Raw genomic sequence first — 23,448 nt, 5'->3', positions numbered from 1 at the left:
CTTTCGGAGCCAATTGCCCCAAATCCTTTCACCCTTCCCCTCCCCAAATCCTTTCACCTATGCCCGGGAGCCTGGGGCTGGATGGAAGTGGGTACTCACGGGGTTACCCCAAATTCGTTCACCTATGGAATCCCCAAATCCTTTCACCTATGTTTGCAGGCATGGATTTGTGCGGGAGTGCCTGCTCGCATGCGCCCCAAATCCTTTCACCTTTCATCTCCCCAAATCCGTTCACCAAGCGGGTCCAACCTACGGTCTCGTGTGTCGCACCTGGGCTGTACTCTAGGGTGGCTCTCCCCAAATCTGTTCACCCTCGCCATCCCCAAATCCTTTCACCTTTAGGGTTCGCTGGCGGCGCCCCAAATCCGTTCACCAAAGCCCCAAATCCACAACCCCTTGGCCCCAATGGCTTTCACCGTAGCCCCAAATCCACAACCGGCGTTCCCCAATGGTGTTCACCCAATCCACAAATCTATGCACCATATGACCGGCAAAGCCTTACTGGGCTTGGGTTTCCGGAGCCTAAATGTTGTTTAAAGGTTTAAAGTGTTTACGTAAACAAAGTAAACGCTGCGTCTCTTTCAGAGAGCGTCAAAAAAAGACAAAGACCCAGGTACACCTGGGCCTCGTCGTTGAAAAACCTGCATACAGCGTGCTGTTGCTAGCCCGCTGATGGCTCTACCAACTCTTGGTCAACCAGTGCCTTCAGCTTCTCAGCCAGCGCCTCTTGTTTATCAGCCGGAATTTCCTTCAGCTCCAAGCTAATTCGGCCGTCAGGAAATGTCTTAAGTTGGCCGCGCTGCACACCATCAGCTTTGAAATCGAAAAGCTGGTGGTAGCGAGTGCGACTTCGCTTCGCGGTAGCGCCCGGGCCTTGCAGGTTGCGCAAGATGAGCTCCAATTCGCGCACCGTTCTCTTGCCTTCGATAACTGCCGTCAGATGACGATCAGCGCCTTCCTCCCCGACACGGTCGAAGATCAACTTGAGGCAGTAGGCCGCCTGCAACCCCACACGATCAGCACTTTCTGCCATGCGCTCTAGAATGGCTCTCGGCAGTGCGTTCAGCGAAAGAACCTTGCTGACGTATGCCTTGTCTTTGGTGACCTTCTCAGCCAGCGAATTTTGATCCGCGACCACCTGTTGCTCGATCAATTGCTGCCACGCAATCGCGTCATCGAAGATTGACTGCCGCTCGTGGTCGTTGTTCGCTCGGTAAGCCGTGGTGTAGAGGTCGATGGGCAGTACGTCATGACGTTCTTCGGCATCGATGTGCGTCTCGCCCAGCGATCTCTTCGCACGCAGCCGACGCTCGCCGTCGATGATCACATACTTGCCAGGGAACTGAGGTAGGCGCGTGAACTTGATGGCCTCAATTTGGCCTTCCCTTTGAAGGGTTAGGGCCAACTCTTGGATTTTCGCCTCTGGATAGAAGACGCGAGGGTTGTACGGGTTCGAGACGCAATCGGCAATTGCGATGCTCTTGCGCCCACCAACTGCGGACGCAGTTGGGCCGGCAGCAGGTTCCACCGTGTTGGCGGTTGTCTCGGTAACGGGTTGAGATTCTTGCTCCTGAGGGGAAGCCGGAGGCGGTTCCTGCTCTCGCTCGCGAGTCTGAATGGCCTGCTGCTCGTTCTTGAACCCCTTAATCAGCCCGCTCGCGAGGGTGAGCTTTGGGATGGGCTGCCCCTTTGTTGTCGAGGCGCCTTGCACTTTAGTGTCCTTAGTATTCTTAGACATTTTCCACCTTTTGCGAACGCGATTGAGTGATGTGCTGCGTCAACTCAAGGACCAGCGACTCGATTTCAGCGCGTGCTTCCTTCAACCCCTTCATGTATCGCCCGCACTCATGTGCGGTAGTCCCAAGAGCAAACAGCTGCCGATAGATTTCACGTTGGGCAATTTGACTCTGGAGCAGATGCGTACCAACGTCTTGCTGGTTCAGCAGCGAAAGGATTTCTTCTCGCATGCGTGTACGGCCATTGATGTTGTTCAGCATCAGTGCGGAAGCTAATTCCGGATTGATGCGCCGTTTGATGTTCTTGATTTCGTTAATCATTGCCAGAGTGCTGAACAAGTCAGCCGGCGATGGCCCCATTGGGATCAGGCAGAAATCTGCGATGCCGAGCACCTCGGGCGTTCGCGGGTCCTCAAGGTTACCAGGGCAGTCCACAACGACAAGATCGTATTTGCCTTGCAATTTTTGGATTTCGTTTCCGATCTTAGAACCTGCGGGAGCGAGACTCGCCACCGAAATCTTGAGAGGCTCCTCACCGCTTGTTGCCCATCGCAATGAGGTGTTCTGAGGATCTGCGTCGACTAGAGCGACGTCCGTGCCTCCAGATTGGAAGGCAGATGCGAGATTGAGACTCAGCGTTGTCTTACCTACGCCACCTTTTTGGTTTGCGATTGCAATCGTAAATGCGCTCATAGGTTCTCCAAGGTTTTTGTGATTTTAGCGAGACTTGCTGTGAACTCAAGGAATTTCTTATCTCTCTTAGTGTTTTTCTCATCAGCCGTTGTAAATGAGTTGCCACGTGGAAACTATCCTCGTCATGCACTGTGGACTGAACTTTGCGACCAGTTTCCACGTGACAACCCGTCACATCTTTCCTGACGCTGGAGTGCAGTTGTCACGTGGAAACTCGTGCCAAGCATACGTTGCATGTGCGGTTCGGGCGAACGGGCTTCGTGGCTGACGGGAACACTTGGAGCTATTAGCCGAATCGGCGATCGCAATGACGCGAAGTCTGGGCGAAACTTTTACGGATCTACCGAACCCCATTGGTAGCTGCCACCTGGAAACGCGATGGGCCCCTTTGCTGGCGTCACTATCCAGCATCTATGTGATGCAATAGAAGGTTCAGAAGTACGGTCTCTGGCGGCAGTCGGCGACAACATGTCGCATGATTCTGCGTGCGCATGACACTCGTCTGATAAGTTGTCACGTGGAAACTGCAGCAATGCAGCTGGGGATGCTTGCGGGGCGAGTTTCCACGTGACAACTCATTGAGGGGTTCACGGGGGCTCGCTATATACTGAAAGTTAGCCCAATGAAGGACGGGCTTCGTTTGATCTTGGCGCCAGCTTAAGGACAGTGCCGGCTAAGCCTGCAAAGACGGGGAAGTTGCGGCCCCCGCATTCGAAAATCACGAACGCTTCCAAAACCCCCGCAGCTCCTTCATCCGAATGGCCTCTTCCGACGTCACGTAGACCGTCGTGGTGTCGAGCGACTTGTGCCCCAGGTTCTGCTGCATGATCTCGACCGGCGTGCCGGCGGCAATGGCATGTGATGCGTGTGAGTGTCGCAGCCAGTGCGTGCTGGCTTCGTTCAGCCGTGCTGCTCCCTGCGGATCGGTTGCCTCCAACTCGGTTGCGCAGGCCTGGAAGAAGCGCTTGATCTGCCGGTAGAGCACACCCGGCGTCAGCGGAGCGGCAGGGCTCGCCGTGTCCCGCTTTGCCCACGGCGCACGCTCAGCCTGATCGGTCGCGTGGCCGAGCAGGGCCACCGGCTCACGAATCTGGGCGGGGTCGCTGGGGAAGCCGCGGGAGTCCAGGTACGCGCCCAGCGCGTGCACGACCTCATCGGGCACTGGCACCTCACGTACACGCGACCCCTTGCCGACCACGGTCAGCCACCAGCCGTCCATGCGTTCGCCGGAGCGGGGGAGGGCGAGACTGCGCCATGCCAGGTCGGCCGTTGTCGCTCCCACGATCTCCGCGAGACGCAAGCCCGTGGCGTAGAGCAAGGGCAAGGCGACCTGCAGCCGCAGGTTCGATGACGTGCGCTCCAGCAGGAACAGGCGCTCCACCACAAACGCCCATTGGTCCTCGGTCAGACTGCGCCCAACGTCCAGCTGTGGTTTGCCACCATTCGTCGCCCGCACGCCGCCCCACGGATTGCCGCTCAGATAGTTCTTGTCGTTGAGGTACCGGTACAGGTTCTGCAGCACGGTCAGGGCATAGGCCTGCGACTCGGGCGACAGCTTGCCCTCGAACGGTTTCCAGCTCGGCGTCCACCGTTCCCGAGAGCGTGGCGCACACCAGTCGTCGGGCACGTCGGCCAGGAAATCGCGGTAGGCGACGCAGTCCTCAGTCGTCATCGACGAGAGCGGCTTGCGCCGAATCCAGATGGCCCACAGCAGAAAGCGTTCTGCCTCCTTGCGATAACTGCGCTGGGTGTTGGACAGGTAGTGCAGCCAATCCAGCGGGCCGGGCTCGGTGATGACATCGCGCCGGCCGGTGCGCCGCCGGGCGATCTCGGCAGGCGGCAGCCCCGGTTTCGAGCGCAGCCAGGTGAGTACCGCCTCGTAGTCGTTCTGGGCGTCCAGCAGGCACTCGACCGGGGGCCGCCGGAAACGGCCGTTACTGCCGTCGAGCGCGGCCGGCACAACGATCTTTTCCAGGGGCAGGAGGCCAGTGCCGGATGCCACCACGCGGTCACGCTCGTGCGCGGTGAGTTGCCGGCGCGGGATCCGGGCGTGTTCGCCCAGTTTGCGCGCCAGCGTGTCGGCGTTCGCGCGCAGGAAGCGCTCGATGGCGTGGGCTTTCTTCTCGCCGACCCCGCGCAGCGCGCGGAACCAGCCGCCGCCCAGGCTGTTGATACGGTCGATCAGGGTGCCGATGGTGGCTACGCCGGCGGCCTCCAGCCGATCCGCGACGCCCGCGGCCAGCCACGCGTGGCAGTGGTCGTCGACCCGCACCGGCTCCGCCAGCACCTGTTCCAGGTCGGCCAGCAGGCGCAGCTGCCGCTCCATCAGCTTGGTCCGGCGCTCGGCCCGCTGCACCGCGTCTCCGAAGCGCTCCCGATAGGCTTCGAGCTGCTCCTCGATGCTGAAGTCATCCAGCCCGTTCTCCAGCGCGAACTCCTCCAGCGCTGGCAACGCGGGTCCGCGCTGCGCAAGGCCGGAGAGGTCGATGCGGATCAGGCGCACCTTGCCGTAGTGGCCGGCGCGGCGCACGGCCGCCGCCAGTTCAGCGCGCAGCCAGGCGGTCATGCGCCGTACCTTCGGGTGCGCGACGAAGGTCTCCTGCGTCAGCTCGGCCTGCGCCTCCAGTTCGCCATCGATGGCCAGGTAGCGCGCCCACATCGGCCGGGCATCCAGCCCCTGGACGACCGCGCGCAGGAACGCGAAATGGCCACGGTGGAGGTGGCGTCGAACGACAACGCGGCGGCGGGTGGGTCGAGTGCGCTTTATTTCACTTTGCAGCGTCTCGAGGCTGGGGGGTGGTTCAGGGTTGTGGTCGGGGTCGAGCGGGTCCATGGGCGGCGAAGCGTTGTCGGGCTTGGGTTTCCGGGCCTGTTGGAAAACGCGAAAAAGTGACGTTCTCGAAAGCGTACATTAATTTCACAGTACATGATAAGAATACTTATCAACCACAGTAAAAAGCGCACTTCACTCGATGGAGTGCGCTTTTAGGCATGTTAGAATCAGCCCAATAGCCTCCATCCAGACCGAAATGTCGTCGCCGACCTCAAAAATGGCGGCCCAGCGCCAAGACTGGGACACTGCCGAAAGCCGCTGCGCTGAGCGTCGCGAGCTGGCAGGCGCGGCGGCCAGCGCGGCCGTCGCGGTAGAAGAGGGGGTAACGGTGCGCTTCCGGCCGATCGGACGGACGGACGTCGATGCTGCAGATCGCTGGACCTTCGGAGGCTATGCCCCAGGCTGGCTATGGTCCCGCGAGTTGACACGGGCTCGCCGTCGGCCGCGCCGCGTGGAGGCCGCCGTTTATGCGGAGTTGCCGGATCACACGCATGTCTTGTGTGGCTTGATCCTGGGGCGGATCAGTAATCGACACGTGGTCGCGTCGATCCACCTGCTCAGCCGTGCGCCGGCACCTAACCCGCTGCAGGGCCGCTTTGCCAAGATCGCAGTGCGCTACCTGGAATTCTGTGCGGCGGCGTTTGACTGCACGACGGCCTCATTGCAGCGGCCCATTCCCGAGTTGGTAGATTTCTACAAAAGCCTGGGCTACTCACGGGTCGTGGAGAAAAAGGGTAAGATTGAGAGACTTGAGCGCGATCTGGGGGCAGTCCTGTCCGCAATGCGCAAGGGAGATCAACCATGAAGCCGACAGCACGCAAAATTCGACGCCAAGCGCTCCTGGCCGAAAAGCCGGAACAGGTCGCCGCGCGCCTCGCCGTGTTCGCCAAATTGACGCGCGAACAGGCGGTCGCGCGCCGGTCGGTAGTGGAGCCCAAAGTAGCAGGATCGGTGTTGGCAGGCCGGCGCGTAAGGGTTGCAGGCTGAGGCCACACTCGCACGTTACAGGAGCCGCCTTCGGGCGGCTTTTTCATATCTGCAATGACTGCATCAGTGCTGAACCATGATCTTTCGGGGGACTTTGAGCGCCTGCTCACGTTGGTGATGCAGCTCGTTGAGTCCCAGGCCGGGCAGCAGATCCCGGTGGACCAGCTTTGGATGAACGATGCGCAAGTGCTGGGCAAAAAATTCTGTTACCACGTAGCCTCGCTGCGCCTGATAGCCCAACCGGTCCAAATCGATATTGCCGGGTATGGCGCAGATCTTCACATCGACCACAGTTCCGTGATGATTCTTGCGCGCGCGGCTCTGGAGACCTACCTCACGTTCGCCTACATCTACGGCAGCAAAGATGTGGAGGTCCGACAATTCCGCCATATGATCTGGCGTCGTGCCGGCCTACTGGACCGACAGGCGTATCCGGCACGTGCGCCAGAGCACCAACAGAAGTTGGCCGACGAGAAGACAAGGATCGATCAACTCCAGATCGAGATCGAAGCCCACGGCGTCTGGCAGCAGTATTCCGAACCGATGCGTAAAAAGGTTCTGAAGGGCGAATGGCGCGCCGGCCAGTCTTGGATCGACACTGGCATCGCCGCCGGTTTCCACCCCGTCTATATCCGCCAAATCTACAGCTTCCTCTGCGGCTACGCGCACTCGAGCTGGCTCAGCATTCTGCAGATTCGCGATGCACAAGCGCTTTGCGACCAGGAGGCGATGGCCGCTAGGTTCGTAAGCGTGGCCCTCGTTTTCATGAGCTTCTTTGCAACGAGCTACGTTGCCTTGTTTCCGCAGGCTGAGGCGGTCCTGGCCAGCAACACCGAAGCGGCCAACCTTGCCCAGCGGTGGCATCTGACCGCTGATCGCCAGTCTGCCCTGTATGGCACAACGAACTGAGCTTGCCGATTCGCCTATGCCCGCCGACCAAAACCCACCTGCTAAGCAATTCCCCCGGAACGAACGAGTGCCGGTGGCGCGCGCGGTTGCCACGACGATAGAACATGCCACGGCCGCCCAAGTCAAAGCGCTGGCGGAGCCGTTCAAGGGAACCTCGGTGGGTCAACGGTTCTTCGGACCTGGCTGGATCGGTGAAGATGGCGTTGCTTGCATAGTGTTCATCGCCCAGGACCGTGACACCATCCAACGGCTACGTCGACAGCGGACGTGCGTCGCAATTGGTTGGCGTTGGAACAACACCCCCTCCATGGTGTTTTCCTTTACGTTGATGACAGAGGGAAAGAATCCCCATCCCCACACACGGTGGATGCGGCCGAGCGCTGATCCAGTGGTTGCGGCGATTCGCCAGCGCGGTCGCTTTCGCATGATCGCCGTTTCGCCGGAGGGGTACCAAACTGTTTGGTTTGAGGCGCAGTTGCATTCGGGTTTTGGGGAAACCGCTCCCTCACTCCAAGGCATGGAGCAGCAATGGCAACATCCGGTGCCTGGACTGCAGGGGTCACGCGAGGGTCAGCGATTCGATCCATTCGAGCGCGAACGAAAGGCTGACACAACCGATGCCGCTCCTGCGATCCCGCTTTGGGCGGAACCCGCGTCAGACGTCTGGTCGGAGCTGAACTATGACGGGCCCTGGGCAGGCGACCTAAATGCAACAGACAAGGCTCGCGTCGCATGGGGCAGGCAGGTGTATCGGAATCGCCGCCTCGCCGCTGGCTTCGTGCGCGGAATTGCAGAGCGACAGGCATATGACCGCGTACCACCGGTCGTCACGGAAGAGGGCAACTGGCTCGGTGAGGGCATTATTGCCGAGCAGGGCAGGGTGCTAGTGGCGCGTGCGCCATTGATCGGACGTTGGCTGGCAGCATTGGCGGGTCCAGCCCCCGATGCGGAAGCTGCGTATCGGGCGTGTGTTGAGGTGCTGCATGACACGTACGCGCTGTTCTGTTTGCTCGACAAGCTGATTCCGCTGCTCAACGATGCGGGCGACCAAATGTTGTCCGAAGCCGCACGTTGGACGTTCGAGGCTGCTCTGTTGGATGACAAGATCACGCAGGGCGGCACCCACCGGCCCTGGTTCGCCAACACTGGGCAACACGGTTTGGAATTGCGTAGTGCGCCGTTCAACCTCGAAGCGTCGCTGTCCGACATCGAGGAGATGTGGCGCAGCGGTCTGGACATGCTGGACCTCATTGACGCGGGCCAGCGCCTCGGGCCAAACGATTTTCCGGTCCCGTTGTCGGATGTCTGTGAAGCCATGCGCGGCGTCGCGCTCGATGGCACCGAAGACGAAGCTGAAGCGACGATTCAGGCGATGCTGCGCGAAGCACAGGAAGCTCGGCAATGGACTATCCCGTGGGGCGCACGAGTAGAAGTGGCGTTCGGCCCATTCGTGGCGGTGCGGATCTTTGAGAACCAAGGCGAGTTCGCGTGCCAATTTCTCGACGCAGCGCAGCGCTACCACCATGTCGCGATTGGCATTGCCAGCGATCCGCCGCGCGCAACAGGTGGCCGCTTGATCCGCCCGCGCGATGATGATGGCGAAGTGACGTGGAACACGGACGCCGAGTTGAGCTTGCAGTTGATCGCAGCTGCGATCATCCGGGACTTTCTTGTGGTGGAGGAGCGAGAGTCGCTGTTTGGTACGCGAACGACAACGCGCCGCAGCCGTGGCCGTGACTTGACGACGGTGGTGTACCTGCCGCGCGTACGCTATAGCCGGCCCAATCTACGGCAGGCGACACAACACGCGCACGAATCTGGTCGTGCCCCACACGCTGTCACTCAACACCTGCGCCGGGCGGCAACAACATCGGCGACTCAGCGTTTTCTCGCACAGCGGTATGGAATGCACCTTCCAGAAGGGTTCACATTCGTGCGCCCACACACTCGCGGGGCAATGGCGGAGGCTGAGCGGGTGCGTGTCTACCGCAGCCGCTCGGCATCGCGCATGATCTACGAAGAGGTATCAACCGCGCCAGAAGGTGCGCGGCCGGCATGGTTTGAGTTCGAGCGGGATTGTATGCAACTGCTCAGGGAACGAGGGCTGCGCGTGATTCACCAGGCCGCCAGTCGGGATGGCGATGGTGGCGTCGATCTATACGCGGTTGACGAGAGCGGCCAATCTTGGATCGTACAATGCAAATGCTGGGCGGCGCATCGCAGTGTCGGCCCGGAAATCGTGCGTGAACTGCATGGGGCCATTGCCTTTGCTGATCGCGGCAGCAGCGGCACCAGCAAAGGGATCGTCATTACCACAAGCCGCTTTACTTCGGGGGCCGCCGAGGTCGGGCGCGAGTTTGGCTTCGAACTAATCGACGGCCAGCAATTTGCTCAGTGGCGCCAAAATCGGCATTGAAGTTGGTTCACTGTATGAGCGAGCACCTTGCCTTGCGAACGTGCGCGCTATCATCGAACGGGCCAAAACCCTCGAAGCACTCCCATGAGATCCCACACACGATGGCTCGCCTGCAACAGTTGTGGCGTCCTGCGTGACCACGTTCCCGAAAATGCCGGCGTAACATCGTTCGACGCGGCACACCGGGTGCAGCTTTGGATCTGCACGATTTGCGGCGCTGCCCACCCGGTCGCACCGGAGCATAGTGATCAGGCCGACCGCGAGCGATTGGAGCGCCTAGGACAGTTGCGACTAATTGAATGAAGAAAGCTTGTCGGCACCCGTTTGACACCGCATTCGGTCAATCGCGTTGCTGAACTATCAACACACACAACGATGAAGGAACGCGGATGAAGTTCTACCATTTCACGTCCGTCTCGTACGCCGAAACGATCCTCTCGATGGGGATTTCGCGTGGCCACGTGAAGCATGGTGACGGAAGCATTCGCAACTCAGTGGTCTGGCTGACGACGGATCCCGATGCTGATGGTCACGGCCTGACGACAGGCGACAAAACGTTGACCGCGAGAGACATGGAGTATCTGACCCGCGTCGATGGGGTCGCACCCAAGAATGGCATCGTCATGAACAAAACCCGAGTGCGCCTGACGGTGGAGATGTCGGCCGACACAGCCACTCTGATGCCCTTTGTCGAGTACTACGCGCGTCGTGGCGAAAAGCCCGATGAAGCCAAGCTTATGGGCCTTTCCGCATACGTCGAAAATCCTTGGCGTCTGCCTCTCACGAGACGGCGGCATTTATTGAAATCGACCACAACCAAAGAAGGCACGTGGTGGCTCTCGTTTGCGCCGATCACCGCCTCCGAGATTACGCGGGTCGAATACAACAGCCCGGCTGGGTTCGTAGACTACGACTTTGAAGCGCATGGCCGGCAGCACTTCCATGACGCAGGCTTTGTGGTGCCCAGCGCCGCCACGCTACAGTCGCTGCACCCCCTGGTGCCCTGCGACTATCCCTTCGAGAAGGCGAAGGCGTTCGCTTTCTGCTTGGACACGAAGCGCGTTCGACGTGGCGACTGGTGCGCCGGCGTTCGGAATGAGCCACCCGAACGCTGAGGCCTTGGCCAAGTGGGTACGCGACCACTCGGACGAGTTGCTCGACTGCTGGGCCCGCGCTGTTGACGTGTACTACAGCTACTACCCGAAAACAGGGATGCCTCGCCCCCCAGTTCGGTTGAACCCGTAACTACGGGTGCGGGCCTAGCGATCCTGCGCTGTCGAGGGGGCCGCCGCCGCTTCGCTGGCGCGGCCTGTCTTTGATGTAGTCGTCGACTCTTTCGCTGCGGTGGATGTTGAGTGGAAAGCGGCACCAAACTTGTCGCTGAAGTCGTGCCAGCCGGTCACGACCGTCACGAGGGCACTAAACGCGACGAAGGCAGCAACAGGCCACCAGGCAAGGAACGCGCCGACGGCCCTTGCTACCAGGCTTGGCCGAGTCGTCATCGCCTTCTCCGCCGATTGGTAACGGTCTCGGCGCCGCAGCATTCCGATGCGCCAACGATCCCACCGCGAACCACCGTCGAGCACACTGGATACGCGCCAGTATCGGAACGCGTCGGCCACGGCTGCGTCGATGACGCTTTGTGTGACATCGTTCGGGCCCACGAACACTCGCCAAACGATGAGCTTTTCGGGCTGCCGCATGAATTCAGACTCGTACGGATAGAGCAGCACGGCGACATTGCCGGTTTTGGCTTGAGAGAACACAAGTGCGGCTCCGTGCTCCGCCGCTGTCGAGCCCTGTTTTCTCAGCGAAGCGCCCACCGGATGCTGGCCTGGGAATAGGGTGACAGTTCGGTGCTCGCGTTCGACGCGCACGTATAGCCGTTCGAGGTAGCCTGCTTGCTCGGCTGCAGTGATGACCTTCTCAAATTTCTCTTGCAGAGCCGGCTTCAGTACGACGTTCCAATTGATGAACTTGTAGCGGCGCACGTCCGCGCTACGCTGGGGAAAGAGAGACAAGACATCCTCATGGGTTGCGTTGGGCACACGCGCCAATGAAAACGGGAGGCTTGGCCTCCCGTTGGCACGAATGGCAGCGGAGGACTTACTGAGCGGCGTCCTTCACCTTCTTCAGCGGGCGCACCTTGACACGCACGCTGGCCGGCTTGGCCTCGAACCATTGCTCTTGGCCCGTGAAAGGGTTTTTGCCGAAGCGACGCTTGGTGGCCGGTACCTTCACGGATACCACCTTGAAGAGACCAGGCAGCGTGAACTCGCCGGCGCCTTTCTTGTGCAGCGCACTCAGGATGGTGTTCTCCAGATGCAGGAGCACGGACTTCACGGCCTTGGCCTCAAGTTCTGTCTGCTCGGCCAAGTGACTCACCAGGCTGGCTTTGGTGAAGGTGTCCTTCAGCGGCTTGATGGTCGGGGCCGCGGCGGCGGCGGTCTTCTTTGCCGGTGCGGCTTTCTTTGCTGCGGTCTTGGATTTCGTCGCCATGGAGTGCGTAGATTTCAAGGTGGTTGACCATCGCGAGATGGCGAATTGTGCGCGCTACTGCGTGCGAGGGAAGAATAGCAAGGCCAGTCGTGCTGGACAACGGGACTCACCGTCTTCATTTAGTCAAGAGGGGCCTCGTAGCGGGGCGCGCGGATCTGCGCGTCGATCCAAGCATCCTTTACCACCGTATCGAGAACGGTCGGGGGAATATCGAACCACTCCGACACGAAATGTACGGCGTCGGCCTCTAGGCCCGCCCATGCTCGTGCTTTTGCCACCCAGCGCGGTCCGACCTGAATTGGAGTGCAGCGTCCGGGCGTGACGTGGAAATAGCTGACGCGGTGCGCGGTGGTTGATTCGATGAACCACATACGGCGGATGCCGGCGTCGTCTCTGGCGCAGCCGAGACGCAATCGGGCGCCTTGCTGCTCGAGCGCGCGCAACGCACTGACCAACGAGGCATCGGTCGGCCGGTACCAGACCGAGACCTTGCGCAGCACGGCGTGTTCACCTTGCGTGGCGCCCAACCAGTTCACGGCCGCGACCAGGCGGTGGACGCCGTTGGTGCACGTCACAGCCCCGCCGTAGGCGGCCAGCTTCAGTTCGTACGCTGCCTCAGGGGCGGGAAATGATTGGTGGCCGATTTCCGATTCGCAGTAGTCAATGACGCGCTCGTCCCAGCCAAAACCGTGCAGGTCCTGCAGCATGCCGCGCCACGTCAAGGCCTTGCTGAAATTCCGATGCGTTAAGCCAACCACGGCGGCGATGGGCACGTCGACGTAGACCCGCTGGGTTGATCCTTCAGTCGTGAGGAGATCAAGGACCGGGCCCAGCTCAGTGCGCTTCCAGACCGACTGGTCCAATACCGTGCAACTGGAGTCAGATGCTGCCGCGCGGATGCGCGCAAGGCCCGGTGCCTTTCGCATCTGCGCGGCTTGGTCTTGGCCATAGACGACATCTTGAGCGCGATGCATTGCATCATCCATCATGGTGCTTGCATCTCCATTGCTGTGTCATTCGGCAGCAGAATGTCGTTGACTTGGTAGCCGTCCGCTCGCAAGAGTGCGATGAGTCCGTCGGACCCTGGCAGGTGAGCAGCACCAACCGCGACCACCGCGCCGCCGGCGTCGAGGGCTTGGCGCAAGCGCGGCATCCAGGACAAATTGCGGTCGTGGACCATCAGGCGGTGATAGATCGCCGCATCCTCTGGAGATTCGTTACCCAGACTCGCGAGAGCGGCGATCCTCTCATAGTCGCCGCGATTGAATGCGATAACAGCTTGACGGAAATCCTCTCGCTGGCGGGCGATGTTCAAGCCGCCCATCAGCAGGCGCCAATAGATCCGATCCGGGACCGCGCGTCGCCGGTTTTCCAAGTCGGTCTGATCTTCGAGAGGCACTATCGCTACGTTGTAGCGCAGTGCCGCTATCGCGAATATCGCGTCTCTGGACAGGTTGCTCAATTCTGTGCAGGGAATCCAAGCGTACGCGGCGGCCATACGCGGACTCTTGTGCTGCAGCATTTCGATGGCCAGGTCGGGACGTTGAGGTGCTGCGCATTTCGCGCGCAGCTGAAGAAATTCAACCTGTGTATCGGTCAATGACCGGGCCCATGGTGCACGAGAGGCCCGACCAGCAAACACCTCGGGGTCCAGTAGATCGGCGCCCTGGAGTTCGACAGGCTGTGGACCTTGGGCCCTCGAACTTTCAATGACAAAACTTGTGGCGCCCTGGAGCACCGACATCGCCGGCTGGCGCATGCCCTGATAGGGGACGTGGAGAGTGGCGACCAGCACGCTTTTGGCCCCGTTCGGCGCGGTGATTGCGAGTGCGGGTACGCCATCCTGTGCAATAGCCGGTGTGGAGGCGAGGGTGGCGGCACAAACGAATGCCGCCAGTGTGCGAAATTGGTCAACCAGGCCAAACGACCGCAGCATGCGATGACTCCGGATGTGAAGAGGGCTAGGGGAAGGACTGTATGGCGGGCAGGGCGCAATGCAGAGGGGGGCCGTGCCGCCCAGTGGGTAGGTAAGCGGCGTTGCTACGCCCCCTTGCGCCGTGAGTTTGGTTTGCTCGGCGGTTGACCGGTCTGCTGATCTGGTGCCGACTCTGGTGTCGGCTTCGCGGCCTCAATTTGCTCGCGCAGCATTCGCAACTCGGCCTGGGCACCGGCCTCAAGACCGACGACCTCGGTTAGTTTCTCGCGGGTGCGCTCATGCGCGGCCTGCGCTTCAGCCAGTTGGGCACGCACCTGGTGCTCGCGCGATTCGGCGTTGGCCAAGCGCTCGTTGGCCTGGATTCGGGCGATGTCAGCAGCTTCACGCTGCGCATCGGCGACGGCGGCTGTGCGATCGGCAGCGACCCGGGCGGCCTGTTCCGCCGCCAGTTGGGCGCGCAGTTCGCTCAGTTCGCGCTCCAAGTGTGGCAGCGCTTCCAGGCGCAACTCCACTTGCGCGAGCGCCCGACGAACGGCGGCGAGTTCGCCGCGCTCCCGCTCCGACTCTGCATTCAAGCGTTCGATCTCTGCTGCCTGCTCGGCCGCCTTGCCGGCAAGCTTGTCGCGCTCTGTCGCAACCTGCTGCAGCTCCTGCGTCAGGGCGTCGCGTTCAGCTTCCAGAGCCTCGCCAGTGCTGGCCAGCACCGCGTTTTCACTCATGACCTGCGCCAGTGCGGCCTCGGCGTCGGCCGCGGCGTCCTCGGCCACCCGCGAAAACTCGGTGCCCAGTGCGGCCAGCAGGCGGGGGTTCGGATCGCCAATCTTGCGCGCGGCAGGCTTTTGTTGACCCTGCCAAGTAACCAGATGGCGGTGGATGGTGTTCATGCTGCCAGTGCCCAGCCGCTCGCGCACTGCGCTTAGCGTCGGCTTGATTTGCTCGGCGTAGAACAAAATAAAAATGTCACTACGGTTTGGCGAAACTGAGCCAACGCGGGCTCTGTAGTGACAATTTTAATTACGTTGAAAGCGAGGCAATAGCGTCAATAGGCGTAAGCCCGCATTAAATTTGTCAATTGGCATCCTAGACTTCCACTCCCTTCGTAAGGCCTTGATCTTATGGGGAAAAGTCAGTCCTTCGATAGCCCGGTCCCGATCCCGCGACCTCGCGGAGCGCATCGGCGTAGAACAAAATAAAAATGTCACTACGGTTTGGCGAAACTGAGCCAACGCGGGCTCTGTAGTGACAATTTTAATTACGTTGAAAGCGAGGCAATAGCGTCAATAGGCGTAAGCCCGCATTAAATTTGTCAATTGGCATCCTAGACTTCCACTCCCTTCGTAAGGCCTTGATCTTATGGGGAAAAGTCAGTCCTTCGATAGCCCGATCCCGATCCCGCGACCTCGCGGAGCGCATCGGCTCGAGGCCTTCAGCCTCAAATTGGGGCGCCGGGTGTCGTTCTATCGGCGTGCGGCTCTCGATCAATGGCTGAGGCTGGAGGCCGATCCCGACGTTCAGCGTTTTTGCGAAAGGCCTGGGTTCATCCTAGTGGGCGGACAGCGACACTTGGCCGAGTTCTGGGTCCGTTATGAAACTCGGGACGAGTTGGTGTTGCTCTCAGAGTCAGACGACGAGGGCATGGTCGTCGACAAAGGGCGCCAACTGGACGACTCAGAGATCGATATTCGTGTGGTGCCGCCGGCAGAACTCGCTGCATCCCGAGTCTGGATCGACAACTGGCAACGGATGTTACCCACGATCGTGGCCAATCGCGGCTTGCCAGCGGCGAGTCTGCTGACAGCGATCCGGCGCTTTGCGACAGCTGAGCCGAGGCAACTCCTGACCATTGAGCGCGAGTACGCCACAGGCGATCCCGTTCTGGTTCGCACCGCGGTGTATGAGTTATTGCGCACGGGCAAGCTCTCGGCACCGACCTTGCATACGGAAGCGTTGTCGCTGCTCACACTGTTCTCGGCACCGGGAGGACAGTCCTGATGCGCCGCAAACCGGAGCTCCAGCATCTCGACCTCGCGTCCTGGCCGTCAGTTGCATGGACGGAGCTCACGGAGGGGCGTCAGCAGCGGGTACGCATGGCGACTGCCGCCATCGAGCGCTATGCACGAGGCGACGCTATCGACGAAATTGAACTGTCCACCGGTATCGATCGTCGCCAACTATATCGGTGGTTGTATCGTGCGTTGCAGACACACCCCGATGGACGGATCTGGGGCTTTCGCGCCGTCATTCCCAATGTGCGGATTGCCGAATACGCGCGCGTTGCCCCTATCGTCGTCCAGGGGCAGACCGGCAGTCGCGGTACGGCCGGGGCGATATCGCAAATCTTCGAGAGCCATCCCGCCTTGGTGACGTGGCTTCGGGCTCAGATTCGGCAACGCAAGGTCGTGCTGCATCAGGTCAGCACGGATGGCAAGCTCAAGACGCGCCTGCGCGGCCTGAAAGCCCTGCATGAGGAGTTCCTGAAGCAATGTCGGTCGCTCGGTCTGAAGGCGACGGACTACCCGCTCTGTATGGACTATTTGGCAATCCGCTCGTTGTCCAACCGGCTCAAGGCGGAAATGCTGCGCTCCTTCGGCCAAGCTGCGCGCGCGGCGGGCGCCTCTCACCTCAAAGGCTTGCCCCTGCAGGACGGACATGCCGTATCGCCCGCGGCCGTGCGCCCCTATCAGGTCGTGGAATTCGACGGGCACCGTCTGGATGTTCGGCTCAAGGTGGTGGTACGTGACCCTTTGGGTTTTGAGCACGAGTTCGAAATGGAGCGCATCTGGCTGCTGGTCATCATCGACGTTTGCACTCGCGCGATCCTGGGTTATCACGTCGTGCTCGCGCGCGAGTACAGCCGTCATGACGTGATCAAGACGATGGAGAAGGCACTGGAGCCTCATCGCCCCATGACCTTCACCCTTCCCAATCTCGCGTACTCCAAGCACGATGGCCTGCCGTCGCAAAAACTGCCCGAGCTCGCCTACGCTTGCTGGGAGTGGATCAAGCTCGACAACGCCAAAGCAAATCTTGCCAACGACACGCTCAGTGCCTTGTGCGAGTTCGTGGGTTGCATTGTCGATGCGGGCCCTTATCACCACCCGGACGAGCGCCCCTACATTGAGCGTTTCTTTGCGACCATTGCGCAAGAGATGTCGTCGCGTCTGCCTGGCTACACCGGATCGCATCCGCGTGACCTTCGGCGTGCGCTGTCCGATCCGAAGGGCAATCTCCGCTTGTACCTGTCCTCCGATGAGCTGACGGAACTCGTCGAATATGCCATCGCCAGTTACAACGGTACACCGCACAGCGGGCTGAACAACATCACGCCTCTGGAGGCCATGGAGCGGTTGATCCGTGTCAAGCAGAGCATGCTCTCCTGGTTGGCCGAGCATCGGCGTCGCACGCTGTGCCTGATGCAAACCGCGTCGAGGCACACGGTGCGTGCCTACTTGCACCAAGGTGTGCGTCCTCACATCAACCTGCACGGTGTGCGCTACACCAGCACAACCCTGGCAGCGGCGACGCATCTGATCGGTACGAAGCTGCTTGTCTATTCCAACGTCGAAGACCTGCGCGGCGTACGGGCGTTTCTCGCGGATGGAGCCGAGTTGGGGCCATTGCAGGCGCAGGGCGCGTGGGGCCTGGTGCCCCACGATTTGCGGCTGCGCAAAGAGATCCTGAAATGGCGTAAGAAGCGCGGCATGCGCAAAGGGATGGAAGGCAACGTGATCGAGGCGTTCGTCCAAGAGAAGCTGGCGCACGCCAAACACACACGCAAAGCCGCCACGGATCTCGCGCACGTCATCCGTGTTTTGTCGACTGCGCCGACGATCTACACGCCTTTGCGACCCACCGTACCCATTTCTGCGCCGCTTTCCAATGCCGTCGCTGACGATTCACCATCGCCGCCGCCAGCGCCCGGTGTACCACGCCGCCTCACGATTGGTACGGGACTGATTTCCTAGGCGGGCCGCCCGCAAGGAGGACCACCATGTCTGTCGAACGCCCCCGCCCGGTTGATCCGGCTACGCACCCTCTGGTCACTGGCAATTACCGGATCGCCACGGCAGCGATCCAGGATTTTTATGAACTGGTGACACGGTGCCTGCGGTACCGTGTTCCTGGGGCGCTGATCTACGGACCCTCACGCATTGGCAAGACCCGGGCGATCGAATACATACGGCTCCTGCTCGCCCGCAACTACCCCAAAATCTCCACCTTCCACGCGCAGTGCGAGCACAAGCCCAAGCATGCGGAGGGCCCCTTTCTGTCGAACCTGCTGGAGGCCGTCGGCTATCCCGAGCCGCAGACGGGAACCAACACGGCCAAGCGGTTCCGGCTGACCCATAAGCTGCGGGAGGCGGCGGCCCGAGCGGGCAGCGGAACGATTCTCCTGTTTTGCGATGAGGCACAGCGCTACAACGTCAATGAGTACGAGTGGCTGCGCGACATTCACGATACGCTCGATCGGCAGCAGATCAAGCTGTACACCTTCCTGGTCGGCCAGGAGGAGTTGCTGGCCAAGAAGGAATCGCTGCAGGCGGCAGGGGCCACGCAGATCATCGCGCGCCTCATGGTCGAAGAGTTGCCGTTCTATGGGATACGCGATGCTGATGATGTCGCGACTTGCTTGCTCGGCTATGACGAAACCTGTTACCCGGAGGCGAGCGCTTGGACCTTCACGCGGTTTTACGTCCCCGAGGCATTCGACACCAACTACCGGCTTGTCAACGACGCGACCGTGCTCTGGGAGGCCTTCAGCGCGGCGCATCACAAGGCGAGCCTCCCCTACAAGATGGAAATCCCGATGGAATATTTCGTGCGCGCTGTTGAGATTGTCCTGAAAGATAGCGAGACCCGGGACGCACCGGGTTACAGCCCAGCGCCAGCATTGTGGGCATACGCCGTGCAACAGTGTGGTTACGTCCAATCGCGCCATGCGACCGGGCATATCATCGCCGCTGCGTAGCTCCCGGAAGAATCGATTCCCGATTCTATCGTTTGACGAGAGCGTGCTTTCGCCCGCGCTAGGCTACACCTTCGACCCGAAATGGGTCGACCCGTGCGAGTCGCTGATTTCCATTCTTTGGAAATTCGCGCAGGCCAATCAGCTTTCGGGGCATGTTGTGGTGCGTCATGCCGCCTTGTCCTTGCACGCCGATCCCTATTCCGGCGTTTTACCGGTGCACGATGCGATCAATATCGCCGCCTTGCGCAAGACCTTGCACCTGCCGGCCAAGATACTTCTCGGATCGGTCCTCGATGCTTTTCCTTACCGCCAGTACGACGAGCGTTTTCGATTTTGCCGCAAGTGTTTGGGGCGTGGATACCACAGTCCCCTCCATCAGTTGCAGAGCGAGTCCACATGCCCGGCGCATCAGACGCCACTCGAGATCGGTTGCCGACGCTGCGGCTACGAGCCGCTCTGCTTGCTCAAAGCTCGTTTTCTGGAAACCCCGTTTCGATGCGACTACTGTGGTGCCCCCTACAGTTACAAGACGTATTCGACACTACGATCGGAGAAGATGTGCAAAGATGACAGAGTTGCAATGCGTCGGCGATACTTTGAAAGGACATACGGCTAGACTGGGCGCATTTGGATCACGGCGGCGTCACTCGCGTGATTGCCGTGGAGTCGAAAAATTGCTCCATCACGCTGGAAATACTGAGTCCCGGCCCCCGGTTGGGCGTCGGGCGAGGCGCGCTCATGCGTGAAGTTCAGCGACGATGCGCTCGGCGAGAAAATCGCAGGGTGGTCGGTTTGACGTGACGCTTCGGGCGAGGACGATTTCAAGCGTGCCAATCTCAGGCAGGCCGTGTGCGGGCCCGAGCAGCGTAAAGTCAGATGGCACAGCACACCGCGCGAGCGGGGTGATGGCGAGGCCAGTTCGGGCCATCGTCAGCAGGCCAAGCAGACTCGGGCTCTCATAGGAAGTTCGATACACGATTTTTGCGCGCTCGAGACTGTGGATCGCCTTCTCGCGTGCGACGCTTCCCGGTAGGAACACGGCAATTGGTAGCGGCCGCTCACGCCAGATGTCAGTGGCGCCGGGCGCTGCGGCCCACACCATCGGCTCGTGCCGCAAGAACTCGCCGGTCAGCCCTTTCACCCGCGTCGCGCAGACGAGATCCACCGTGCCGTCGCGCAACATCGGGGCGAGCGCGACGCTGGGCAGGCCGGTCACCTGGATCTCGACCTTCGGATAGGTGGCCGAGAACTTCTTGAGAATCGGCGGAAACAGCGACGACGCGTAATCGTCCGGTACGCCGATCACCACGCGGCCAGTCACGTCCGGCCGGACGACCGCCGCCCATGCCTCATCGCGCAGCGCAATGATCCGGCGCGCGTGTGCCAGCAGCACCTCGCCGTCCTGCGTCGGCACCACGCTGCGCGGCTTGCGCACGAACAGCGCTTTGCCAAGGGCCGATTCCAGCGTCTTGATCTGCATGCTCACCGCCGATTGCGAGCGGTGCACGAGATCTGCCGCCCGGCTGATCGTGCCCGTAAAGGACAAGGACATTTGTTGAGAGGGCTGCACCCCAACCCTCAGCGTGCTGCCGGCAAAAACATCGCCGCAAGAACTGGCAGGAGACACTGCGCATATTTTTCTGATGCAGTGGGATTCCACCGAGTGCCGCGCATGCTCTGCATGCGTTGAGAGGCCAAGTTTTGGCGCGCCAGACCATGAGTTGATCGCATGCTTGCGCCTTCAGTATGCGCAAGGTGATTCGAGGTGGTAAGCATGCGGAGAGCAAGCACCATTCTCCGGCTGCATTCTTGTAATCCACCCGTAACTCTACGGTCAGGTTGACTTTCCTAGACTGCGGCTCCGTGATCGTCCATTGATGGTGCCCGTGAAGTTGCTGCGCGTTTTTTCGCTCTGGCTGGTACTAGTTGCGCTGCCCTCACAGGGCATGGGCGCCGGTATTCCTGCCGACTGCGAACGCGCGCATGCTGTAATCAAGAAATCGCGGAGCATTCAGCATAAGCGCCTCTCCGTGGCTACACGTACCAGCCATAAGCATTGCCACGACCACCATGGCAAAGCAGGACCTGCTCGTTATGACGACCGGTGCAAGCTATGTCCGTCTTGCGAGGAGGCTCCGCAGTATGCAGTGCCCGCGCGACTGACCATGTCCAGTTGTCGGCCGACAGCGCGAACACATTCGTCGTCTAGCGCCCAATTTCTTAGTTTCATCCCAGAGCTCCTCCTACGGCCTCCGCGCCTGGTTTCCTGACACGCATCACTGCTGACGTCTGACAGCCTTCGCTTTTGTAAGGGAGGCACGCGGCCACAGCGGTAAGACCCGTGAGCGTGTCCCGGCACGCAACCAGGGAAATTGAGTGTTCCGTCAGCGAGCAATCAAGGCGCGGTGAATAGCGCTGTTGTTCGCTGCGTAGGAGTTTGCCGTGCATATCTGTGTAAATTGCCATGCGCCTCTGAGGCCTTTTGCTTGGTCGTGCAATGCCTGCGGCTGGAGAGCCGCCGTCCATGACGGAGTCGCTTGCTTGGCGCCCGAAATGCTTCAGGACAACGACGGCTTCCACGAGCCGCTGTTCGACGAATACCAAAAGCTTCAAGCCGAGCACTTTTGGTTCGTGTATCGCCGAAAGTTAATCGTGTGGGCGCTGCAACGTTATTTCCCGCGGCTTCAGTCCTTCTTGGAGATTGGCTGCGGCACAGCAGAGAATCTCGCTGCGATTGCAGACCGGTTCCCACATGCTGAGGTATGCGGTGGGGAGCCTTCGCTGCATGCGCTGCAAATGGCGCGCCGCCATTGCACAGCGAAGTTCTTGCAAATGGACGCGCGCGCGATCCCTTTTGTCGAAGCATTCGACGTGGTCAGCGCCTTTGATGTGATCGAGCATATCGATGATGACCGACTCGCCCTGAGCGAGATGTACAAGGCGTGCCGGCGCGGAGGTGGGCTGATCTTGACGGTGCCTCAGCATCCTTCTCTCTGGAGTCGCGTGGACGACGCGGCCAAACACAAGCGTCGTTATACGCGTAAGGATCTCGTGGAGAAGCTGCGGGCCACCGGGTTCCGTCCGCTCTACGTCAATTCCTTCATGTCGCTGCTGTTACCCGTCATGGTTATTTCGCGCGTGCACCAGAAGATTGCGCGGACCGATCTGGAGGTTGACGAGGGTTTCCGCATCGGAAAGACACTCAATCGGCTGTTTTCGACCGTCTGCGACGTTGAATATCGCTTGTTGACCCGCAGCTTGCCATTTCCCGCCGGTGGTTCGCTGCTCGCTGTCGCGGTCAAGGAGTGATATGGCCATTCAAGGCACTGAAACCAGTCATTCGCACCTGCGCTGATGCGCCTTGGAGAAAAGGCCGGCATGACCGATCGACGAATCTTCTACAGATATCTGCTGAGTGGCGGTGCTTCCACCGCCACTCACTATCTGGCGCTGTACATTTTGGTCCACTCCGGTACCACCCCCGTGGTGGGATCGACCCTAGGTGCGATCTTCGGGCTCGTGCTCAATTTCACGGTTAGTCGGCGATGGGTGTTCGGCGCCCCCGCCAAGGTCGGTGCGACACTCTCGCGCTTCCTCCTTGTGTGGGTGCTGGCATTGCTGTTCAACGCCTGGATGCTGGCGGTCCTGTTCGCTGCGGGCCTGCACTATTTGGTTGCACAGGTGATCTCAACCGGGATCTTGGTTCTGATCAATTTCAATCTGCATCGCAGGTGGACATTTTCCGTTGCACAAGCAGCACCTGCAGTTGTGGACGCCTCAAACTGCAAGGCTGGTGCTTGGCGTACACAGCAAAAACCTGATAGCTAACCCTCTTTCACGCCAACTCAGGCATTTGGCTGTGCGGGTACGACGCGCTCAAGGTCCCGCCCACTAGGAGACTATTGCATGAAAAAAAACGCTTTGATATCGGTGTTGGCCGTGGCTGCCAGCTTTCCGACGGTGGCCAAAGGCTTCGTCCTGCATCTTGAGCACGGATTCGACGCCCACAACCCCGTCGTAATCTTGGGGGGTACACAACCCTTTCCCACAAATGCGGAGGAGTTTGACGTATCTGCGCCGCGTGGCGTCATTCTGACCAAAGTACTTTCCTATCAGCAACGCTACATCATGCGGCTGGTCAACCGGGGAAGTGCTTCTGTAGCCCTACGTCTGGACGTCAAGGATGCTAGCAGCGTTAAGACCCTGCCGGGAACGCAACCGATCAATTTGGTCTTGGATGCAGGCGAAACAAGGGAGCTGGCGATGGAAGCGTGGACGCCGATGACTGTGGTGGTAAGCGCGGCAGCGCAGTAAGTATCTCGCCCGCTGGTACGCCAGCCAAGCTGGCGTCATTTGCTGCCCAAAAGCCAGAAAAGGGGCATGCAATCTGCCATTGTTCAGCAGAATGCGTGTCGGCTTCCTCAAGCAATCTAGCGAGCCTGACCGCAACGACCGGATTTACCGTGAACG

General features: G+C 60.3%; 21 protein-coding genes. 12 read left to right on the top strand and 9 right to left on the bottom strand.

The annotated features are described in order from the left end of the window. Positions 1–661 precede the first annotated feature (661 nt). The 3 genes from C404_RS54980 to C404_RS54975 all read right to left on the bottom strand — a co-directional run bounded on the left by C404_RS54980 (position 662) and on the right by C404_RS54975 (position 5,262). A complete protein-coding gene (locus C404_RS54980) occupies positions 662–1,738 on the bottom strand; it encodes a ParB/RepB/Spo0J family partition protein (RefSeq protein WP_012435609.1) in 1,077 nt (358 codons plus the stop codon). Beyond that, entirely contained in the window at positions 1,731–2,429 is a 699-nt protein-coding gene (locus C404_RS0130455) for a ParA family protein (protein ID WP_012435608.1), read from the bottom strand. Before C404_RS0130455 ends, C404_RS54980 begins: the two co-directional genes overlap by 8 nt. A 718-nt stretch (positions 2,430–3,147) precedes the next feature. Beyond that, positions 3,148–5,262, bottom strand: coding sequence for a phage integrase family protein (locus tag C404_RS54975; RefSeq protein WP_012435607.1), 2,115 nt, complete (start codon positions 5,260–5,262; stop codon positions 3,148–3,150). A 196-nt stretch (positions 5,263–5,458) separates the two neighbouring features. Here C404_RS54975 and C404_RS54970 point away from each other — a divergent pair, with 196 nt between their 5' ends. The 5 genes from C404_RS54970 (at position 5,459) to C404_RS54960 (ending at position 10,689) form a co-directional block, all read left to right on the top strand. Further along, a complete protein-coding gene (locus tag C404_RS54970) occupies positions 5,459–6,067 on the top strand; it encodes a hypothetical protein (RefSeq protein WP_225694715.1) in 609 nt (202 codons plus the stop codon). Continuing rightward, a complete protein-coding gene (locus C404_RS59665; RefSeq protein ID WP_004635264.1) occupies positions 6,064–6,249 on the top strand; it encodes a hypothetical protein in 186 nt (61 codons plus the stop codon). Before C404_RS54970 ends, C404_RS59665 begins: the two co-directional genes overlap by 4 nt. A gap of 54 nt (positions 6,250–6,303) precedes the next feature. After that, the gene (locus tag C404_RS54965) at positions 6,304–7,158 is read left to right on the top strand and encodes a DUF5677 domain-containing protein (protein WP_004635267.1); all 855 of its coding nucleotides are present in this window, start codon (positions 6,304–6,306) and stop codon (positions 7,156–7,158) included. A 16-nt stretch (positions 7,159–7,174) separates the two neighbouring features. Next, complete coding sequence (locus tag C404_RS0130450) at positions 7,175–9,574, top strand: restriction endonuclease (RefSeq protein ID WP_004635269.1); 2,400 nt, start codon at positions 7,175–7,177, stop codon at positions 9,572–9,574. Between the two features lie 389 nt (positions 9,575–9,963). Next, a complete protein-coding gene (locus C404_RS54960) occupies positions 9,964–10,689 on the top strand; it encodes a hypothetical protein (protein WP_004635270.1) in 726 nt (241 codons plus the stop codon). A 144-nt stretch (positions 10,690–10,833) separates the two neighbouring features. Here the strand turns inward: C404_RS54960 and C404_RS54955 are convergent, their stop codons facing one another. From C404_RS54955 to C404_RS54935, 5 genes are all read right to left on the bottom strand, one after another. Further along, complete coding sequence (locus C404_RS54955; protein ID WP_004635272.1) at positions 10,834–11,595, bottom strand: hypothetical protein; 762 nt, start codon at positions 11,593–11,595, stop codon at positions 10,834–10,836. An 85-nt stretch (positions 11,596–11,680) separates the two neighbouring features. Beyond that, positions 11,681–12,073, bottom strand: a complete 393-nt coding sequence (locus tag C404_RS54950; RefSeq protein WP_012435605.1) for an HU family DNA-binding protein — start codon at positions 12,071–12,073, stop codon at positions 11,681–11,683. 119 nt (positions 12,074–12,192) lie between these two features. Further along, the gene (locus C404_RS54945) at positions 12,193–13,062 is read right to left on the bottom strand and encodes a hypothetical protein (RefSeq protein ID WP_021197350.1); all 870 of its coding nucleotides are present in this window, start codon (positions 13,060–13,062) and stop codon (positions 12,193–12,195) included. Continuing rightward, positions 13,059–14,009 carry a TraB/GumN family protein gene (locus tag C404_RS54940; RefSeq protein WP_012435603.1) on the bottom strand — a complete coding sequence of 317 codons (951 nt, stop codon included), beginning with the start codon at positions 14,007–14,009 and terminating at the stop codon, positions 13,059–13,061. Before C404_RS54940 ends, C404_RS54945 begins: the two co-directional genes overlap by 4 nt. 104 nt (positions 14,010–14,113) lie before the next feature. Further along, entirely contained in the window at positions 14,114–14,959 is an 846-nt protein-coding gene (locus tag C404_RS54935) for a DNA-binding protein (RefSeq protein ID WP_012435602.1), read from the bottom strand. Between the two features lie 613 nt (positions 14,960–15,572). Between C404_RS54935 and C404_RS54930 the strand changes: the two genes are divergently transcribed. From C404_RS54930 to C404_RS59655, 4 genes are read left to right on the top strand one after another with little or no spacing between them, the layout of a single operon-like run. Then, positions 15,573–16,001, top strand: a complete 429-nt coding sequence (locus C404_RS54930; protein WP_249262879.1) for a hypothetical protein — start codon at positions 15,573–15,575, stop codon at positions 15,999–16,001. Next, positions 16,001–17,974, top strand: a complete 1,974-nt coding sequence (locus C404_RS54925; protein ID WP_012435600.1) for a DDE-type integrase/transposase/recombinase — start codon at positions 16,001–16,003, stop codon at positions 17,972–17,974. The genes C404_RS54930 and C404_RS54925 overlap by 1 nt, the downstream gene beginning before the upstream one ends. A 26-nt stretch (positions 17,975–18,000) precedes the next feature. After that, a complete protein-coding gene (locus C404_RS54920; RefSeq protein WP_021197347.1) occupies positions 18,001–18,978 on the top strand; it encodes an ATP-binding protein in 978 nt (325 codons plus the stop codon). 43 nt (positions 18,979–19,021) lie between these two features. Beyond that, positions 19,022–19,594, top strand: a complete 573-nt coding sequence (locus C404_RS59655) for a TniQ family protein (RefSeq protein ID WP_225694714.1) — start codon at positions 19,022–19,024, stop codon at positions 19,592–19,594. Positions 19,595–19,714: 120 nt separating this feature from the next. On the opposite strand, the gene C404_RS54915 is transcribed toward C404_RS59655, so the two are convergent. Continuing rightward, complete coding sequence (locus C404_RS54915) at positions 19,715–20,530, bottom strand: LysR family transcriptional regulator (RefSeq protein ID WP_012435597.1); 816 nt, start codon at positions 20,528–20,530, stop codon at positions 19,715–19,717. A 1,001-nt stretch (positions 20,531–21,531) separates the two neighbouring features. Here C404_RS54915 and C404_RS54910 point away from each other — a divergent pair. The 3 genes from C404_RS54910 (at position 21,532) to C404_RS54900 (ending at position 23,292) form a co-directional block, all read left to right on the top strand. Next, the gene (locus tag C404_RS54910) at positions 21,532–22,287 is read left to right on the top strand and encodes a class I SAM-dependent methyltransferase (protein WP_021197345.1); all 756 of its coding nucleotides are present in this window, start codon (positions 21,532–21,534) and stop codon (positions 22,285–22,287) included. Positions 22,288–22,356: 69 nt separating this feature from the next. Further along, on the top strand, positions 22,357–22,806 hold the full coding sequence (locus tag C404_RS54905) for a GtrA family protein (RefSeq protein ID WP_012435594.1): 450 nt from the start codon (positions 22,357–22,359) through the stop codon (positions 22,804–22,806). 78 nt (positions 22,807–22,884) lie between these two features. Next, positions 22,885–23,292 carry a hypothetical protein gene (locus tag C404_RS54900; protein ID WP_012435593.1) on the top strand — a complete coding sequence of 136 codons (408 nt, stop codon included), beginning with the start codon at positions 22,885–22,887 and terminating at the stop codon, positions 23,290–23,292. The last annotated feature ends 156 nt before the right edge of the window (positions 23,293–23,448 follow it).

The organism is Ralstonia sp. AU12-08 (assembly GCF_000442475.1).
GTDB lineage: Bacteria > Pseudomonadota > Gammaproteobacteria > Burkholderiales > Burkholderiaceae > Ralstonia > Ralstonia insidiosa.
Note: the sequence above shows the minus strand (reverse complement) of the source record. Positions and strands in the feature narration are given on the sequence as shown.

Coding starts and splice junctions, on each gene's coding strand:
- C404_RS54980 (WP_012435609.1), bottom strand. CDS start 1,738: ATGTCTAAGAATACTAAGGACACTAAAGTGCAAGGCGCCTCGACAACA.
- C404_RS0130455 (WP_012435608.1), bottom strand. CDS start 2,429: ATGAGCGCATTTACGATTGCAATCGCAAACCAAAAAGGTGGCGTAGGT.
- C404_RS54975 (WP_012435607.1), bottom strand. CDS start 5,262: ATGGACCCGCTCGACCCCGACCACAACCCTGAACCACCCCCCAGCCTC.
- C404_RS54970 (WP_225694715.1), top strand. CDS start 5,459: ATGTCGTCGCCGACCTCAAAAATGGCGGCCCAGCGCCAAGACTGGGAC.
- C404_RS59665 (WP_004635264.1), top strand. CDS start 6,064: ATGAAGCCGACAGCACGCAAAATTCGACGCCAAGCGCTCCTGGCCGAA.
- C404_RS54965 (WP_004635267.1), top strand. CDS start 6,304: ATGACTGCATCAGTGCTGAACCATGATCTTTCGGGGGACTTTGAGCGC.
- C404_RS0130450 (WP_004635269.1), top strand. CDS start 7,175: ATGCCCGCCGACCAAAACCCACCTGCTAAGCAATTCCCCCGGAACGAA.
- C404_RS54960 (WP_004635270.1), top strand. CDS start 9,964: ATGAAGTTCTACCATTTCACGTCCGTCTCGTACGCCGAAACGATCCTC.
- C404_RS54950 (WP_012435605.1), bottom strand. CDS start 12,073: ATGGCGACGAAATCCAAGACCGCAGCAAAGAAAGCCGCACCGGCAAAG.
- C404_RS54945 (WP_021197350.1), bottom strand. CDS start 13,062: ATGATGGATGATGCAATGCATCGCGCTCAAGATGTCGTCTATGGCCAA.
- C404_RS54940 (WP_012435603.1), bottom strand. CDS start 14,009: ATGCTGCGGTCGTTTGGCCTGGTTGACCAATTTCGCACACTGGCGGCA.
- C404_RS54925 (WP_012435600.1), top strand. CDS start 16,001: ATGCGCCGCAAACCGGAGCTCCAGCATCTCGACCTCGCGTCCTGGCCG.
- C404_RS54920 (WP_021197347.1), top strand. CDS start 18,001: ATGTCTGTCGAACGCCCCCGCCCGGTTGATCCGGCTACGCACCCTCTG.
- C404_RS54915 (WP_012435597.1), bottom strand. CDS start 20,530: ATGTCCTTGTCCTTTACGGGCACGATCAGCCGGGCGGCAGATCTCGTG.
- C404_RS54910 (WP_021197345.1), top strand. CDS start 21,532: ATGCTTCAGGACAACGACGGCTTCCACGAGCCGCTGTTCGACGAATAC.
- C404_RS54905 (WP_012435594.1), top strand. CDS start 22,357: ATGACCGATCGACGAATCTTCTACAGATATCTGCTGAGTGGCGGTGCT.
- C404_RS54900 (WP_012435593.1), top strand. CDS start 22,885: ATGAAAAAAAACGCTTTGATATCGGTGTTGGCCGTGGCTGCCAGCTTT.